Consider the following 15,393-nt stretch of genomic DNA (forward strand, 5'->3'; position numbering starts at 1 on the left):
CGCCGCCGCCATCCTCGTTGCCACGGGCACTGCTTTTGCCGGCAGCGACAACTATGGCTCGGCCAACGCCAATCAGCCTGCCGTCGCTGTCGACCATTCGATCACCGCTTCGGTCTCGAAGTCGACGCAGACCGTCCAGGCGCCAGCGTCGCAGGGCGCTGACCGCAATCTCTTCGGCCGCTAATCGCGACTGCCGATATCAACCTAACCTTGAACTCAGGAGTAATTAAAATGACCAAGATCGCACTCACCGCCGCCGCCATCCTCGTTGCCACGGGCACCGCTTTTGCCGGCAGCGACAATTATGGCTCTTACAATGCCAACCAGCCGGTTGCGAACCAGTCCGTGTCCAACATCGACACCACGCACACCGGCTCGATCCCGAAGTCCGTGAAGACGCAGGGTGATGCCAATGCCAACGTGCCGGCTCAGTCGGGCCAAGGCATCTGGGGTCGTTGATTTTCTGAAGTCTGCGACCACAAAGAGCGGTGGGCTTTGCCCGCCGCTCTTGTTTTTTTGCATGAGCAGGATTTCGGCCGACCGCGCCAGTGTCGGGCGCCGATCGTAATCGAACCAACTGGTTCAATTTATGTTGACGAATCGTGAACGGATGGCGAGCGCTGGCTCGACGAACCGCCGCACCGTGCGTCAGGTATCCCCCTTATAAGCGTTTGAGATCAATTGATAAAACAGGGTGAGCTCAACACCTTGGCCCACGTTCGAGGTCCGGATTTCGCGCGTGAGGGGACGTCTTCGTGATTGGAAGTCGGCGCACGAAAAACCCAGATCGAGGCTGTCCGAGCGACGCGAAATTCCTCCCAAGGGCACGCCACTAGACGGACAGGAACAGGAATACCGGAGTAAATAAAATGACCAGGATCGCTCTTACCGCCGCCGCCATCCTCGTTGCCACTGGCACCGCTTATGCCGGCAGCGACAACTATGGTTCGGACAATGTCAATCAGCCGGCCGTCACCTCGCACGCGGTCAATGTCGACCACAGTTACACGGCTTCGACCCACAGGCTGGTCAAGCACCGCGACCTCACGCTGAGGCCCGATTCGGTCCAGCCGGAATCCGGCCAGGGCAACTGGGGAAACTGACGGCTCAAGCGGGCGTGCGGTGGGCTTGGCCTGCCGCACCTGCCATGGACGCTAGCCCAGGTCCTTCGGCCGCAGGCCCAGGTCCTTCGGCCGCAGGCAATGTGTCAACCGGGCGGGGGACACGACGGACCAATCGCCTTCGAAGACCACCCGGGCCAGGGCTGCCGTCGGGAATTTCTCCTCAAGTCTCTTGAGCGCCTTGGCGTCTGACCCCGGCCCGGCAAGCTGTCTGGCCAAATGTTCCAGGCCCGGATTGTGGCCAATTACCAGCAAGCTGCCGCTTGAAGCGGCGGTTTGACCAATCTGGCTCAGAATGTCCGCCGCTGAAGCATCGTACAGCGCCTTGAATGCGATCCGGGGTGGCACGGGCAGCTCCGCCGCCACAAGCCGCCAGGTGTCGCGGGTGCGCGGTGCCGGCGACACCAGCGCCAGGTCCGGCAGCCAGCCGCGCGCTGCAAGCTCGCGTCCCATCAAGCACGCCGCCTTAACCCCGCGTTCGGCCAAAGGCCGGTCGAAATCATCGAGATCAGGGTCGTCCCAGCTCGATTTGGCGTGACGGAGGAGGAGTAGCTCTCTCATCAATTTGATTCCGACCAGGGAATGTCGGCATGAAAGTCTTTGCCATATCCGCCGCCGTGCTTTGTACCGGCTTCGGTATCGAAGGTCGCGGAAAGGGTTCCGAAGATAAACAGCCTGACACGCCGCTCACCCTTGTCCCATCGATGGCAATATCCGGCGCGCTGATAGCCCAGACGCCCGGTCGTATGTGAATGGCATCAACGACTGAGCCTGGCGCGTTGCCTTGGGCCCGATAGAGATAAAAATACGCCGTCGCGTGCGGATCTCCCGACCCACTATATTCGAACACGCCGGCCAGATCGCCTTTTGTTCGAACCGCGCTATCGAAAACATCCATGCTCCGGATCCTAGAACAACGTTGAGACATCGCGCGCGCCATGCACGATGCGCACAATTTCGATCCGGCCCTCGGCGCGACGATAAAGAATTAGATAATTGCCGATGGTCAGCGCTCGCGTATCGGCGCCGATATCGGGTCTTCGGGGTCCGGACTCGGGAAAAACGGTAAGCTGCAGGATGCGCTCGGCGATGGCATCCAGAACATGATCGGCGGCACGGGGGCTGTGCTCGGCAATGGCGAGCCAGATGTCGATAAGATCATCTTCCGCCGCCGGGCTGCGAATGATCTGCACGCCTGCCATTGGCCTATTTCTTGACAGCGTCGACGAGCCGGCCGCGGGCCTTCCGCTTGATGTCCTCGATGTCGAAAGCAGCGAACGGGCCGCTCTCCAGTCCCTCCGTCCATGCCCTGCGCAATCGCTCCGCCTCGGCCTCGCGCAAGGGCTGGCGCAGCCGCCATTCTCGCAGTGCCTCCCGGATCACTTCGCTTGCCGAACCATAGCGCCCGCTGTCAACGGCGTCCTTGACCATCTCCAGCAGTTCCGGGGAAAGCGCCACGCTGACTTTTTCGACTGTCGCCATCGAACTGTCTCCTTGGCCAGAAGGTAGCAATATTTGCTACCGTCCTCAAGGTTTCAAGGCGTAATGCGCGCCAGATGTTCGAGGTCGGTTTCTTCGCGCAGCGGGTCGGGGGCCATCACCACCGAAATGCCGTTGTCGGCATCGTCGGCAAAGTGGGCAAGCACGGTGCGGCCGGCCTCCATGCGCGCCTTGCCCTCGGCGACCAGCCCCAATGCCAGCGGATAAAGCCGGTGCTCGGCCTTCAGCACGCGGGCTGCCAAAGTATCGGCGGTGTCGCCGACCATCACCGGTACGGCTGCCTGCGCGATGATCGGGCCGTCATCCATCTCTGAGGTGACGAAGTGCACGGTGCAGCCATGAATGCGGATGCCGGCGGCCAGTGCGCGCGCATGGGTGTCGAGCCCCTTGAAAGCGGGCAGCAGGGCAGGGTGGATGTTGATCATGCGGCCCTGCCATCTCTGGACGAAGCCGGGGGTGAGGATGCGCATGTAGCCAGCCAGCGCCACGATCTCGGCGTTGAAGGCCGCGAGCGCCGCGTCTATTGCCGCGTCATGCGCCTGCTTGCTGCCATGGTCGGCACGCGAGACGACCTGCGTGGCGATGCCGCGCGCCCTGGCGATGCCGAGCCCGGCGGCATCCGCCTTGTCGGAAATGACACCGACGATCTCGGCCGGGAACGCCGGGTCGCTGGCCGCGGCAATCAGCGCGGTCATGTTGGAGCCGCGTCCCGAGATCAGGACGACGGTGCGTTTCCTCTGCGCGCTCATAGGCCGATCGAGCCTCGATAGATGACCCCGGCGTCGCGGCGCGGCACGATGCGGCCGATCGGCGTCACCGTCTCGCCGGCCTCCTGCAGCACGGCGGCGACCTGTGCTGCCTGGCCGGATGCGACTGCCAGAATCATGCCGATGCCGCAATTGAAGGTGCGCATCATCTCTTCCGGCGCCACGCCGCCGGTCTTGGCCAGCCACGAAAACACGGCAGGAACGTCGATCGCCTCGAGGTCGAGTTCGGCCGAAAAATCCTTGGGCAGCACGCGCGGGATGTTTTCCGGGAAGCCGCCGCCGGTGATGTGGGCGAGCGCCTTGATACCATGCGTGTTGCGGATCGCCTTGAGAATCGACTTGACGTAGATGCGGGTCGGCTCGAGCAGCGCCTCGGCCAGCGTGGCCTCGTCGGCGAACGGCGCCGGATCGCTCCACGACAGACCGCTGATGGCGACGATGCGGCGCACCAGCGAATATCCGTTCGAGTGCAAGCCAGAGGAAGCCAGGCCCAGCAGCACGTCGCCTTCGACAATATCGTCGGTGGGCAGCAATTGGCCGCGTTCGGCGGCGCCCACCGCAAAGCCGGCCAGGTCGTAATCATTGCCGTGATACATGCCGGGCATCTCGGCCGTCTCGCCGCCGATCAGCGCGCAGCCGGCCTGGCGGCAGCCCTCGGCAATGCCGCCGACGATCGCGGCACCCTGGTTGGGATCGAGCTTGCCGGTGGCGAAATAGTCGAGGAAGAACAGCGGTTCGGCACCTTGCACGACGATGTCGTTGACGCACATGGCGACGAGGTCGATGCCGATTGTGTCGTGCTTGCCGGCATCGATGGCGATCTTGAGCTTGGTGCCGACGCCGTCATTGGCCGCCACCAGCACCGGGTCGGTAAAGCCCGCGGCCTTGAGGTCGAACAGGCCTCCGAAACCGCCGATCTCACCATCGGCGCCCGGCCGGCGCGTCGCGCGCACCAGCGGCTTGATCTTCTCGACCATGAGATTGCCGGCATCGATATCGACACCGGCCTCGGCATAGGTGAGCCCGTTCTTGCGCTTGTTCACGTCGCGCTTGCTCATTTCTGGTGCCCGTTCAACAATTTTCCTTGTCGCGGGCTCTTCGCATGAACGGTTTCTGTCCGCAAGGATAACGGCCATCTCGGCCCATAAAACCGTGGACGGCGCGCGCGTATAGGCGCTCGTGATTGGCGAAAGCCGGGCTGAAAGCCGCTCTCCTGTGCGGGAGATCGGCAGCTTCTCCCTTGTTGCCACCCGCCATCTTCATCATCTATCTCCGACCAAGAGGAGGTGCCAAGCATTTGACCATCCCCAACCTGATCACCATCCTGCGCCTTATCCTGGTGCCGACGGTGGTGCTGGCGATGCTGCAGGCGCGCTGGGACTGGGCTTTTGCCGGGTTCCTCGTCGCCGGCATTTCCGACGGCGTCGACGGGTTCATCGCCCGCCGTTTCAACCAGCAATCCACCCTCGGCGCCTATCTCGACCCGGTGGCCGACAAGCTGCTGCTTGTTTCGGTGTTCGTTGTCATGAGCTTCATCGGGCAATTGCCGCTGTGGCTTGTCGTCATCATGGTGTCGCGCGACGCGTTGATCGTCTGCGCGGTGGTGTTGTCCGCCGTCATGACCCATCCGGTCGAGATGAAACCGTTGTTCGTGTCGAAGGCCAACACCGCGATCCAGATCGTGCTGGCCGCGCTTGTGCTGGGAGAACTTGCCCTTGCCGTTCACCTCGACCCGCTGAGGTCAGTTCTCATATTGCTGTCCGGGGTCTTGACCGTGGCTTCGGCCGCAGCCTATCTCGTGACTTGGCTGAGGCACATGAGCGGCTATGGCGAAGGCTCCACTCCGGACATCTGAGACAGAAGCGGCAGCGATCGAGGCCGCGGCCGCCGACACCGCCGCGTCCGCGACCTTTCGCCGCCAGATCTTCTTCTGGCTGGCCGGTGCCGCGCTGCTGGCGCTTTTCCTCTATGTTTTCAGCGCCATCCTGCTGCCCTTCGTCGCCGGCATGGTGCTTGCCTATTTCCTCGATCCCGTTGCCGACCGGCTGCAGCGGCTCGGCCTGTCCCGTTTCATGGCGACGGTGGTCATCCTCATCACCTTCCTCATCGTGCTGGTGCTGGCCTTTGTCATCCTCATTCCGGTTCTGGCCACGCAGATGGCCGATTTCGCCGGCAAATTGCCGGAATATCTGACCCGGCTGCAAAGCCTGATCACCTCGTTCGATCCGAAATGGCTGGAACAGAAGTTCGGCGTCAACGCCAATAGCTTGCGCGACGGGCTGAATTCGCTGCTGACCTCGGGCTTCGGCCTGATCACCACCGTCTTCACCTCGCTGTGGAGTTCCGGCATGGCGCTGGTCTCGGTGGTAAGCCTGTTCGTGGTGACGCCGGTGGTCGCCTTCTACATGCTGCTCGACTGGGACCGCATGGTGGCGGTCATCGACGGTTGGGTGCCGCGCGACAACGTCGCGACCGTGCGCGCCATCGCGCGTGACATCAACACCGCAACCGCCGGCTTCGTGCGCGGCCAAGGCACGCTGTGCCTGGTGCTGGGCGCCATGTATGCCACCGGGCTGACGCTGACCGGGCTGAATTTCGGCATCCTCATCGGCCTGTTCGCCGGGCTGATTTCCTTCATCCCTTATGTCGGCTCGCTGACCGGGCTGGTGCTGGCCGTCGGCGTCGCCTTCGTCCAGTTCTGGCCGGACTGGACGATGATCGTCGCCGTCGCGGTCGTGTTCTTCATCGGTCAGTTCATCGAGGGCAACATCCTGCAGCCGCGGCTGGTCGGCAAAAGCGTCGGCCTGCACCCGGTATGGCTGATGTTTTCGCTTTTTGCCTTCGGTGCGCTGTTCGGCTTCGTCGGCTTGTTGATCGCGGTGCCGGCTTCTGCGGCCGTCGCCGTGCTGGTGCGGTTCGCCATTGCCCGCTATCTCGAATCGCCGCTCTACAAGGGCCGCGGCGCGGCACCTGTGCCGCAGCTTCCAGCCGATCGCGGCGGCGGCCACCGCACGCAACCGCGTCGCTGAAGTGACTGCCCAGCCAACCGACCCGCCACGCCAGTTGCCGCTCGATCTCGGCCATGGCACCGGCTATTCGCGCGACGAACTCGTCGTCTCCGGCACCAACAACCAGGCGGTGGCGCTGGTCGACCGCTGGCCGGACTGGCCATCGCCGGTGGTGGTGCTGGCCGGTCCCGCGGGTTCGGGCAAGACGCATCTGGCCTCGATCTGGCGCGCGCGTGCCGATGCGGTGGCGGTCGACGCCAGGCGCATCGGCGACAGCATTGCCAATCTCGGCGCGCGGCCGGCACTGATCGACGATGTCGATACCGGCGCGGTCGATGAACAGGGCCTGTTCCATCTGATCAATGCGGTGCGTGGTGCCGGGTCGGCGCTGCTCCTGACGGCGCGCCGCTTCCCGTCCGCCTGGGGCGTCACGCTGCCTGATCTCGCCTCACGGCTGAAAGCGGCGGCGACAGTGGAAATTCATGAGCCCGACGATCTCCTGCTCGCCGGCGTCATCACAAAACTCTTCGCCGACCGTCAGATCGAGGTCGAACCGCATGTCGTGCAGTATCTGGTCCGCCGTATCGAGCGCTCGCTGGCGACAGCGATGCGCGTGGTTGAGCGGCTCGACCGGACCGCGCTCGAACGCAAGACCCCGATCACCAGGGCGCTGGCAGCCGAAACCGTCAACGCCATGGACGAAGGGCAGGGCGAATTCGAGATTTAGCCTGAGAGGCCAGTCTCAGAGCCACATTCTGGCGAAATGACGCACCGCGAGGTAGACGGCAGAGTGAGCGGCGATATAGCCGGCGGCGACCAGCACAAACATTCCGATACTGATACGCCAGGAGCGGGAGACGACAGCGCCTGGGGCCTGCCTCGCCTGTCTGCGGCTTTCACGGTTGTTCCACATCGCCAGCGCGGCGCAGGCAATTGCCCACGTCACCATGAACGGAACGGTGATGCCGGCATAGGCAAAGTAGGCCGGTCCGAAAAGCGACACCCAGGCATCGATTCCAAGCATCTGAACCCCTGTTTGCCGAACCGGCCCGCGGCTGCCGGATGCACGACCGGAGCCGGAGCAAGTGAGCATATGGCTGCGCCGGGCATTGGGCTGTGAGGGGATGGTCGGAGTGGAGAGATTCGAACTCCCGACCCTCTGGTCCCAAACCAGATGCGCTACCAGGCTGCGCTACACTCCGAACGGTCTGTTGCCTATTCATTTCGGTGGTGCATGGCAAGTGCAAAAACCTGCGAGAGCAAAAACCTTGCCGCCATGCGCATTGCGCAGTAATGACGGGCAAAGGGTGGCGATGCTGCCTTGCACAAGAACGAGGTGGCCATGTCCGCGCGCATTTTCAGCCCAGCCAAAACCGCGATGCAGTCCGGCAAGGCCAAGACCGGCCACTGGGTGCTGGAATTCGATCCCGAGTCGCGCAAGAAGATCGACCCGCTGATGGGCTATACGACGTCGGCAGACATGAGAAGCCAGATCAGGCTTAGCTTCGACACGCGGGAAGAGGCGGTGGCCTACGCCGAAAAGCAAGGGCTCGCTTTCCGCGTCGAAGAGCCGAAAGAGACCAAGCGCCGCCAGATTTCCTATGCGGAGAATTTCCGCTATGACCGCAGGACGCCCTGGACGCATTGAACGGCGGCCAGCGCCAAAATATCCACCCGGCCCAAAGGCCGGCCAGCGGTCCCGTAGCTCAGCTGGATAGAGCACCGGCCTTCTAAGCCGATGGTCACAGGTTCGAATCCTGTCGGGATCGCCAAAGCCTTTCGGGTCCATTCCGGACACTTAGGTCACGGTTTATACCAGAGACATGGGCTTTCAGAGAGCGGCACCAGGCCTCGTGCGCTCAAACCGCCGCCGCCAGAAGCAGCGTTACCCCCAGGACCGTCGACGCATAGATCGTGGCTAGAAGCACGATCGGGCGAGGATATTCGGCGGGTGTCGCGAGGCCGGCAAAGTGGGGATTTCGAAATGTTTCGGTGCCGGGCGACGGGCCGTCGGCGGCAGCGGGAGTGTTGTCATTGCAAGCGAGCAGAGAAAGACGCTGGGCAATATCGGCGGCGATCAGAGGATCGTCCGCCACCAATTTCGACCAGTCCGAAACAATGCCGATTTCACCTTTGAACATCGCGCGCCTCCCGTTTGGGATCTAACAGCGATATCTAAATTATGTTCCGCCGATAGTTTGACGAGGCGGACCGCTCTTGGTCCTTGCAACCTTCTGATCGATGAAAACCACGCCCGCTGCCTCCAACCCTCGACGGATGGCAGCCAGCTTGGCCGAACTCGGAATCCTTCGTCCGCTCTCGAAACTGCCGATCGTTCCTTCGCTAAGGCCGCACTTCGCGGCGAGTCGCACCTGCGACCATTTCAGCATCGCTCGTGCGGCTCTGCACTGCTGGGACGTAAGGGGCTGGATCCCTGAGACGGTGGAGCTTCGCGTGTTCACATCCTCAGATCCCTTCGCTTCGGCGGGAGGTGGCTTTGCACCAGGTGCACCTTGTCCAGACCCACGGTGACCATTGTCCGAACGACACCGTGACCTTGTCGCCCTCGATCTGCGTAACGTCGCCGGATAATTCCATCGGCTGGCCCTCGGTCAGCTTGGTCGCTGGACCAATGACCGAATGCGGAAAATTGTAACCGGGGATCGACACGCTGACGCGGTCTTCCGTGACGCGCTTCAGCACCGTCGCCATGACCGCCACTTCGTCGCCGACCTTTATTGCCATGCTTCTGATTCTGGGGCGGCATCCGGCTGGCGTCAAGGATTAGCTATGCCTTATATAGCAAGTCACGGAATCACCTCTTTCCATCCAGGAACGCCACGACAGCGGTAAATACCGCAAGCTGTTCAGCTCTGTCATGGTGATGAGGGGATTTAGCGTGGCCGGGCAGTCGTGAACTGACCCCCGAAAGTTGGACATCAACCTTCGGGGGTTTTCATGTCCAAACAGCGAGAGTTTGAAGCGCACTGTTGTTGATCGTTATTTGAGTGGTGAAGAGAGCTATGCGAGCGCCGGTGCAGCCGACGGCGTAGATGCTGCGACGGTACGCAAATGGGTTGCGAGCTATCAAGCGCACGGGGTTGCCGGCCTCGCTCGCAAGCTCAGCCACTATGACGGCGAGTTCAAGCTGTCGGTTCTGCACCGGATGTGGGAGGATGGACTGTCCTGCCGACAGACGGCCGCGCTGTTCAATATCCGCAACGCCGGCTGCCTTCCGGACTGGGAGAGGCGCTACGAAGCCGGTGGGATAGAGGCGCTCGCGCCGCGCCGCAGAGGAAGGCCGCGATCGATGTCAGACCCGCCGTCGCCTGGCGAGCCGCCCGTGGCGCAGAGTGATGAGACCAAGAGCCGCGAAGAGCTGCTTGCGGAACTGAACCATCTGCGCATGGAGAACGCCTACCTAAAAAAACTGGAGGCCTTAACGCAGGGACACGCGCCCAAAAAGCGCAAGCTGTCCAAGCGTTAAGGCTGCTCTATCCGCTCGATGGTCTGCTCAAACTGGCAGGGCTTTCCCGCAGCACGTTCTACTATCGACAGAAGGCGTCCCGCGTCGACCGCCATGCTGGTCTCAAGGAGAAGATCAGAGCCGTCTTCGACAGCCACAAGGGCCGCTACGGTTATCGCCGGGTGGCTGCTGCACTGCGCCGGCTCGGTCATGTCGTCAATCACAAGGCGGTGCAGTGTCGGATGGTGGAGATGGGATTGAAGTCGCTGGTCAGGCCGAAGAAGTATCGCTCCTACAAAGGCGGCATCGGAAGGACGGCTCCCGATCTCATTCAACGCCAGTTCAACGCTGACAGCGCCAACCATAAATGGGTGACCGATGTGACGGAGTTCAACCTGGCGGGCGACAAGCTCTATCTCTCACCGGTCATGGACCTTTATAATGGCGAGATCATCGCCTTCGAGACCGCAAGGCGACCGCTCTTCAAGCTGGTGGAAAATATGCTCGCAAGAGCGCTGGACCGGCTCGACCAAACCCAACGGCCCACCCTACACTCCGATCAGGGATGGCAGTATCAGACGCCTGCCTACCAGCGCAGGCTCCAGGCACGAGGCATTGCCCAGAGCATGTCACGCAAAGGCAATTGCCTCGACAACGCACCTATCGAGAGCTTCTTCGCAACACTCAAATCCGAGCTCTTCTACCCCAATACCTTCGAGAACGTTCAGAGCCTCAAGGCCAGCATCGAGGATTACATCCACTACTACAATCATGATCGCATCAAACTGAAACTGAAAGGGCTTAGCCCTGTGCAATACAGAACCCAGCCCTTAAATCTGCCGCCACCTTAAACCGTCCAACTTTAAGGGGTCAGTTCAGTCGGCTGGGGCCAGCGTATTATTTCGTTACTCTGCCTTTTCGGAACCTTCCCGCGCACGGCGCGTTCGGCCCGCTGTATTCGCGGACCCTCATATAAAAGTGGACAGGCGGGAGGCAAACAAGGGTGGGGAGGAGTGTTGCCATGTCGAAGCGAGAAATAGGCATATCTTCGGCTCTGGATCGGCGCATCGCCGACCTCAAGGCCAGGATGCAGGACGCCCGGATCACGGAATATGAAATGAAGACCTTTCAAAAAGTGGCTTCAGCCATGGGAGGCGACGGAGGCTCCCTGCGCCTCGATGCCGACGACCTGATCGCGGCATCCTTTGTCGTCGATGCGCTGAGTGAGCCGACGCTCAACTGACGACGAGCGGTCTGGCTTCGCGCGCCGTTTTGCCCTTGCTCGGCCGGCAATTGGCCCACGCCTTCAAGCTCTGAAACAGGATGGCTGCTTTCCAGCGGCCGTCTTGTGGCGTCTGTCGCAAGTCATCGACAGGGCCGGCGGGTTGGTTCCGCCGCCCGATATCGAATTGGAGGGAAAGTCTTATCAATTTGTTGGGGTTGGTGCGTCATAGTAGCGACGGCTAACGGAGTTGAACGCGATGAAGCTCGATCTGTCGCCGACGAGCTGGGGCAGGGTGATCGCTGTCACGGCAGTCGGTACGGCATTCTTCATTGCCGTGGCGTTCTTCGTCGATTCCTTCAATTTTCCCTATCTTTCGCCCGAGGCCGTGTGGCGGGCGCAGATGACCGACCTGATGCTGCCTTTGGTGCTGGGCGGCTCCTTTTTGTTTTTCCTGATGTGGAAGATTCGCCAGCTGGCCATCGCGCAGCGCGACCTCAGCGTCATCGCCGCGACCGACAGCCTGACGGCGGTGCTGAACCGTGGCGCTTTCTCGATGCTGGTCGAAGCTTATCTCGAGCAGACCCGAAAGCAGGAACAGACCCGTTCGGGCGCGCTGCTGATCATCGACGCCGACCACTTCAAGTCGATCAATGACCGTCTGGGTCATGATTGCGGCGATCAGGCACTCAAACTGATAGCGCAGGCGATCAAGGGGCAACTTCGTGGGGGCGATATCGTCGGCCGCATCGGTGGCGAAGAATTCGGCGTGTTTTTGCCCGGCGTGGATCCCTCGCAATCCTGGGTGGTTGCCGAAAGCATCCGCCGGCGTATCAGGGAGATGGAATTCTCACCCGGCGGCAGGCCTTGTCCGCTTTCCGTCAGCATCGGCGGCACAAGCTTTACCGGCCCGATCACCTATGAGGAAATCTTCTCCGCTGCCGACAAAAGGCTTTACACGGCCAAGTCGAACGGACGCGATCAAGTCAGCTTCGATCCGGCCGGAACGTCTCCGGCGCCTGCGCCCGGGGTCGCCACCGTGCATTGACGGCATAAATTTGCTGATGGCTGATCGGGAAGCTCTCGAAATCGACGCAGGCCGCTTTCTCGACGCTTCGATGCTTACAGTCATATGCCGGGGTTCCGATCTTTATGGATAGCATGCCGGCTCGATAGGCCATGGACTGCAACCGCTTACCGGTATACTCCCCCCGCGTTGGCGATGTTTCGTTGTCGGCAGAAACGGTTCTCACTCCTGAGTTTCCAAGGGTTACGGCCGACGTGCGATCATGATTTTTGACGCCGGCGAACAATGGCGGAAACGGTCAGGTAAGCACAGCTATTATGATCCATTTGTTCAACGGCTTTCAGGATCCTTTCGGTGGCAGTGACCTCAAGACCTTGGAACTCTATCGGCTGTTGAGCGCCGATTCGGACGTGCGCCTTTGGGCTGCGTCATCGCGGGCTTCAGATGAATTAATGCGGCAATTCCCGATACGTCGTATTTCCCCGCTTACGCGAAAAGTTCCGGATGGCGGCACTTACGTTTTTCTCGGAGCGCATTGGCGCAACAAGGTGTGGCCTTACCTGATCCCGCGGCCGCGCCGGCTGATCTACGACTTCAACACCCTTCATCCGAAGGTTCTCAACCTCACCACGCGCATGCCTCGGAGCTTGGGATGGCCCACCGCCGAGATAGTGCTTGTTTCCGACTTTCAGAAGCGATTGCTCCAAATCGACGGCACGGTGCACCCCTCTCCGATCGAGATCGAACGTTTTTCACCACGGCGTCTGGATTCGGATCGTCCGTTCACCGTCGGACGCTTGAGCCGCGATGGGCCGGGCAAACATCATCCCGATGACATACCCCTTTACGAGACATTGCTGGCCGAAGGTACAGCCTTGCGGATTCAGGGAGGGACAGGGCTCAAGGGCAGCCTCATGCCGCATCCGCAACTCGAGCTGTTGCCACCCGGCCAATTTTCCGCCGAAGAGTTTCTGCAGACGCTCGACGTGTTTTATTATCGCACCGGTTGGCATGTGGAAACCTTCGGTCGCGTCGTGTTCGAGGCGATGGCCTGCGGGTTGCCCGTGGTCTGCCATTCATATGGAGGCTATTCCGACCATATCAGGCATGGCGAAAACGGCTTCTTGTTCGAAACGACGCAGCAGGCGGCGCGGATCCTGGCCGATCTCAAAGCCGATCCGGCGCTGCGGGCGGCAGTGGGCCTCAAGGCCCGGCAGACCGTCGAGCAGCTGTTTTCGCCGCAGGCACTGCGGCAGCGGCTGGATTTTTATCTGAACTAGGCGCCCGAAACAGCGCCGGGGTCGATTGCGGGAGCGTGGTTCCGACAGACGTCCGGCTCCGGCGGAGCGCCTTGTGTCACCAACTCGGAAAGACCGCGCGCGCCTCGGGACCCCATGACACTCCCCGATCCTGTTGGCCGGACAGATATCAGGCCTCGGGTATCGACTGGAGAAAGGATACGGTCTTCTCACGCCTGAGCCGGCAGATATCGAAAATCTGCCGTGCTACACGCCTCGTTTCGACCACGAGCTTTTCGACCGGGCTCCTCTTTGGAGCGGGATTTGCTCTAGCTCTCACCAGCCGCTCTTCACTAAGGAGGCTGGTCAACCCGGAGGTCTTCTCGCGTACATGATCATGTTGCACACACAGTGCGGGCAAGAGTTGGTATATGGTTTTGCTTGACGACGTCGGAAGTGACGGATCGAAGATGACCTCATCGGCGCGTTCATCAAGACTCCGGGAGATCAGATCGAGCGCCGCTTGCCTGGAAAGGATGTAACCGGCCGACCCGAAATGTATTCCATATAATCTTGCCACCGAAAACGCACGGCTGACAGAAGTGCGCTTCATCGCGATGACGGTCTTCCTTAAGCTCGTTTCCAGCTTGACGATATCCGCGTCGGCCGGAATCCATCCATCATTGGAAAGCATCGGGCCAGCCGCTTCGGACAAAAGGATGTCATCCTCGAAGATCGCGCCAAAGGCACCATCACCATCCGCGATGATTCTCCAGCAAACCCTGTGGCTCATGAGGCAGGCCATTTCCGTCGGGGTTAAGCCGGATGAAGTCTCGGCAAACTCCGGTCGGTGCCACGCGTCTATGGCAGAAACCCGGTCGAACGAAACACCAATCTTCGAGAATTCAACTGTGACATGGGCAAGTCGATCGGGAGACCGATCAAGGTTGATGACCATACATTTCATTTGATGCCCCCCCAGGCTATCTACCAATTGTCGTACTGCTTTGGAACTTGACCCGGAATCTATCCTCCACGCCCTGGAACGGCCGGGCTTAACCGAATAGTCTCCGCCGCAGCGCTCGCAGTCTGCCATTCAGTCTTTTGTTCTCCAAGTGGACCACCCGGTTGCTTCTACCGAGATAGCTGTCTGGATGAATAAAGTCGAGATAATCGGGGTTTGCTGGACCGAGACCTAGCTTTTCGCCGGTCTCGTCGTTCGCCATCAAGAGGAGGTTCTGGCGATACCAGAAAGGAATTCGACCGTCGGCCCATATCATTGGACGTACTATGTCATAGGTCTTGAATCCGTGAACCTCGAACCGGTGAGCCCATGTACTGTGCCATGCTTCATTGATATGATTGGTCCCGCCTTGGTGCGGCACAGCAGCGGAAAATAGAATGGCCGGGGCGCTTTGACAAAGCCATTTCACAGCTTTGACAGACGCCGCTTCGGATATGTGTTCCAGCACCTCCGCGCAGATAGCCATGTCAAATCGGCCCAGATCGGGAAGAGGTTTTTCCAGATCAACAGCAAGAAATTCACTTTCGGCGATCTGGCGGAGTTCCCTTGGAACCCACGGCCCGTCGAGACCCCGTACATTGGTGATCTCTAGCTGCTTAGCGGCAGCAAGCCACGATCCCACACCAGTTCCGAGATCAACAATCGAAGTAGGTCGCAGAATATCGGTCACTTGTTTCAGAATTATCTTAGCAATTCCGACTTCCTTTGCCCGCTCGACGAAGAATTTTTTGCTGTAGATAGTGTCTCCCATACTGAGCCTATAGCGTTGCCAGATTCCATTGGCAAGTGGAGCCATAGGTACCTTTCCGCAGACGCTTGGCGTACTTCCGCGCCGGCTCGCACGTTGAGACGTTCGGCCGGGTGGTGTTCGAGCGATGGCCTGCGGGTTGCCCGTGGTCTGCCATTCATATGGAGGCTATTCCGACCATATCAGACATGGCGAAAACGGCTTCTTGTTCGAAACGACGCAGCAGGCGGCGCGGATCCTGGCCGATCTCAAAGCCGATCCGGCGCTGCGGG

24 protein-coding genes and 2 tRNA genes are annotated in these 15,393 nt (G+C 60.7%); 14 read left to right on the top strand and 12 right to left on the bottom strand.

Annotated features, from left to right (window positions below):
• The 3 genes from NKI69_RS32820 to NKI69_RS32830 all read left to right on the top strand — a co-directional run.
• A partial coding sequence (locus NKI69_RS32820; RefSeq protein WP_352723373.1) for a DUF680 domain-containing protein occupies positions 1-184 on the top strand: 184 nt, incomplete at its 5' end.
• Between the two features lie 47 nt (positions 185-231).
• Complete coding sequence (locus tag NKI69_RS32825; protein WP_023812599.1) at positions 232-459, top strand: DUF680 domain-containing protein; 228 nt, start codon at positions 232-234, stop codon at positions 457-459.
• A 410-nt stretch (positions 460-869) separates the two neighbouring features.
• Positions 870-1,103, top strand: coding sequence for a DUF680 domain-containing protein (locus tag NKI69_RS32830; RefSeq protein ID WP_352723374.1), 234 nt, complete (start codon positions 870-872; stop codon positions 1,101-1,103).
• A 51-nt stretch (positions 1,104-1,154) separates the two neighbouring features.
• Here the strand turns inward: NKI69_RS32830 and NKI69_RS32835 are convergent, their stop codons facing one another.
• Positions 1,155-1,682: a SixA phosphatase family protein gene (locus NKI69_RS32835; RefSeq protein ID WP_352723377.1), complete on the bottom strand. Its 528-nt coding sequence runs from the start codon at positions 1,680-1,682 to the stop codon at positions 1,155-1,157.
• Between the two features lie 29 nt (positions 1,683-1,711).
• On the opposite strand from NKI69_RS32835, the gene NKI69_RS32840 reads away from it, so the two are divergent.
• The gene (locus NKI69_RS32840; protein WP_352723378.1) at positions 1,712-1,873 is read left to right on the top strand and encodes a hypothetical protein; all 162 of its coding nucleotides are present in this window, start codon (positions 1,712-1,714) and stop codon (positions 1,871-1,873) included.
• A 156-nt stretch (positions 1,874-2,029) separates the two neighbouring features.
• Here NKI69_RS32840 and NKI69_RS32845 read toward each other — a convergent pair whose 3' ends face one another.
• Genes NKI69_RS32845 through purM form a run of 4 tightly spaced genes read right to left on the bottom strand, consistent with a single transcriptional unit; the run spans position 2,030 to position 4,446 of the window.
• Positions 2,030-2,323, bottom strand: coding sequence for a type II toxin-antitoxin system RelE/ParE family toxin (locus tag NKI69_RS32845; RefSeq protein ID WP_352723380.1), 294 nt, complete (start codon positions 2,321-2,323; stop codon positions 2,030-2,032).
• Positions 2,324-2,327: 4 nt separating this feature from the next.
• Positions 2,328-2,603: a type II toxin-antitoxin system ParD family antitoxin gene (locus NKI69_RS32850; RefSeq protein ID WP_352723382.1), complete on the bottom strand. Its 276-nt coding sequence runs from the start codon at positions 2,601-2,603 to the stop codon at positions 2,328-2,330.
• A 53-nt stretch (positions 2,604-2,656) separates the two neighbouring features.
• Positions 2,657-3,370 carry a phosphoribosylglycinamide formyltransferase gene (purN, locus tag NKI69_RS32855; RefSeq protein WP_352611867.1) on the bottom strand — a complete coding sequence of 238 codons (714 nt, stop codon included), beginning with the start codon at positions 3,368-3,370 and terminating at the stop codon, positions 2,657-2,659.
• The gene (gene purM / locus NKI69_RS32860; RefSeq protein ID WP_352723383.1) at positions 3,367-4,446 is read right to left on the bottom strand and encodes a phosphoribosylformylglycinamidine cyclo-ligase; all 1,080 of its coding nucleotides are present in this window, start codon (positions 4,444-4,446) and stop codon (positions 3,367-3,369) included. Before purM ends, purN begins: the two co-directional genes overlap by 4 nt.
• A gap of 239 nt (positions 4,447-4,685) precedes the next feature.
• Between purM and NKI69_RS32865 the strand changes: the two genes are divergently transcribed.
• Genes NKI69_RS32865 through hdaA form a run of 3 tightly spaced genes read left to right on the top strand, consistent with a single transcriptional unit; the run spans position 4,686 to position 7,123 of the window.
• Complete coding sequence (locus NKI69_RS32865) at positions 4,686-5,243, top strand: CDP-alcohol phosphatidyltransferase family protein (protein WP_352723384.1); 558 nt, start codon at positions 4,686-4,688, stop codon at positions 5,241-5,243.
• Positions 5,215-6,417: an AI-2E family transporter gene (locus tag NKI69_RS32870; protein WP_352723385.1), complete on the top strand. Its 1,203-nt coding sequence runs from the start codon at positions 5,215-5,217 to the stop codon at positions 6,415-6,417. Before NKI69_RS32865 ends, NKI69_RS32870 begins: the two co-directional genes overlap by 29 nt.
• A gap of 1 nt (position 6,418) precedes the next feature.
• The gene (hdaA, locus tag NKI69_RS32875) at positions 6,419-7,123 is read left to right on the top strand and encodes a DnaA regulatory inactivator HdaA (RefSeq protein WP_352555346.1); all 705 of its coding nucleotides are present in this window, start codon (positions 6,419-6,421) and stop codon (positions 7,121-7,123) included.
• Between the two features lie 15 nt (positions 7,124-7,138).
• On the opposite strand, the gene NKI69_RS32880 is transcribed toward hdaA, so the two are convergent.
• Complete coding sequence (locus tag NKI69_RS32880; protein WP_023812591.1) at positions 7,139-7,420, bottom strand: hypothetical protein; 282 nt, start codon at positions 7,418-7,420, stop codon at positions 7,139-7,141.
• A gap of 101 nt (positions 7,421-7,521) precedes the next feature.
• Positions 7,522-7,598 (bottom strand) — tRNA-Pro (locus NKI69_RS32885).
• Between the two features lie 140 nt (positions 7,599-7,738).
• Here NKI69_RS32885 and NKI69_RS32890 point away from each other — a divergent pair.
• Complete coding sequence (locus NKI69_RS32890) at positions 7,739-8,044, top strand: ETC complex I subunit (RefSeq protein WP_127260675.1); 306 nt, start codon at positions 7,739-7,741, stop codon at positions 8,042-8,044.
• 47 nt (positions 8,045-8,091) lie between these two features.
• Positions 8,092-8,168 (top strand) — tRNA-Arg (locus tag NKI69_RS32895).
• A gap of 87 nt (positions 8,169-8,255) precedes the next feature.
• On the opposite strand, the gene NKI69_RS32900 is transcribed toward NKI69_RS32895, so the two are convergent.
• From NKI69_RS32900 to NKI69_RS32910, 3 genes are read right to left on the bottom strand one after another with little or no spacing between them, the layout of a single operon-like run.
• Positions 8,256-8,537, bottom strand: coding sequence for a hypothetical protein (locus NKI69_RS32900; RefSeq protein ID WP_023812589.1), 282 nt, complete (start codon positions 8,535-8,537; stop codon positions 8,256-8,258).
• 39 nt (positions 8,538-8,576) lie between these two features.
• Positions 8,577-8,858 (bottom strand): helix-turn-helix domain-containing protein, encoded by a 282-nt coding sequence (locus tag NKI69_RS32905; RefSeq protein ID WP_031213538.1) that lies wholly within the window; start codon positions 8,856-8,858, stop codon positions 8,577-8,579.
• A 4-nt stretch (positions 8,859-8,862) separates the two neighbouring features.
• Positions 8,863-9,141 (bottom strand): hypothetical protein, encoded by a 279-nt coding sequence (locus NKI69_RS32910; protein ID WP_245490282.1) that lies wholly within the window; start codon positions 9,139-9,141, stop codon positions 8,863-8,865.
• Positions 9,142-9,334: 193 nt separating this feature from the next.
• On the opposite strand from NKI69_RS32910, the gene NKI69_RS32915 reads away from it, so the two are divergent.
• The 4 genes from NKI69_RS32915 to NKI69_RS32930 all read left to right on the top strand — a co-directional run bounded on the left by NKI69_RS32915 (position 9,335) and on the right by NKI69_RS32930 (position 13,391).
• Positions 9,335-10,713 (top strand): IS3 family transposase gene (locus NKI69_RS32915; RefSeq protein ID WP_502900215.1). Its coding sequence is split into 2 segments (ribosomal slippage): positions 9,335-9,838 and positions 9,841-10,713, totalling 1,377 coding nucleotides; the frame shifts between segments, so codons are not numbered across the junction.
• A 170-nt stretch (positions 10,714-10,883) separates the two neighbouring features.
• Positions 10,884-11,105 (top strand): hypothetical protein, encoded by a 222-nt coding sequence (locus tag NKI69_RS32920; protein WP_023814103.1) that lies wholly within the window; start codon positions 10,884-10,886, stop codon positions 11,103-11,105.
• 238 nt (positions 11,106-11,343) lie between these two features.
• Positions 11,344-12,132, top strand: coding sequence for a GGDEF domain-containing protein (locus NKI69_RS32925; RefSeq protein WP_023814104.1), 789 nt, complete (start codon positions 11,344-11,346; stop codon positions 12,130-12,132).
• Positions 12,133-12,428: 296 nt separating this feature from the next.
• Positions 12,429-13,391: a glycosyltransferase family 4 protein gene (locus NKI69_RS32930; protein WP_352723386.1), complete on the top strand. Its 963-nt coding sequence runs from the start codon at positions 12,429-12,431 to the stop codon at positions 13,389-13,391.
• Between the two features lie 148 nt (positions 13,392-13,539).
• On the opposite strand, the gene NKI69_RS32935 is transcribed toward NKI69_RS32930, so the two are convergent.
• Positions 13,540-14,316 (bottom strand): glycosyltransferase family 25 protein, encoded by a 777-nt coding sequence (locus NKI69_RS32935; protein ID WP_352723387.1) that lies wholly within the window; start codon positions 14,314-14,316, stop codon positions 13,540-13,542.
• Between the two features lie 88 nt (positions 14,317-14,404).
• A complete protein-coding gene (locus NKI69_RS32940) occupies positions 14,405-15,169 on the bottom strand; it encodes a class I SAM-dependent methyltransferase (RefSeq protein WP_352723388.1) in 765 nt (254 codons plus the stop codon).
• Between the two features lie 79 nt (positions 15,170-15,248).
• On the opposite strand from NKI69_RS32940, the gene NKI69_RS32945 reads away from it, so the two are divergent.
• On the top strand, positions 15,249-15,393 hold a 145-nt coding region (locus tag NKI69_RS32945; protein WP_352723390.1), incomplete at its 3' end, for a glycosyltransferase.

This window comes from Mesorhizobium sp. M0491 (assembly GCF_040321265.1).
In the GTDB taxonomy this organism is placed as follows: domain Bacteria; phylum Pseudomonadota; class Alphaproteobacteria; order Rhizobiales; family Rhizobiaceae; genus Mesorhizobium.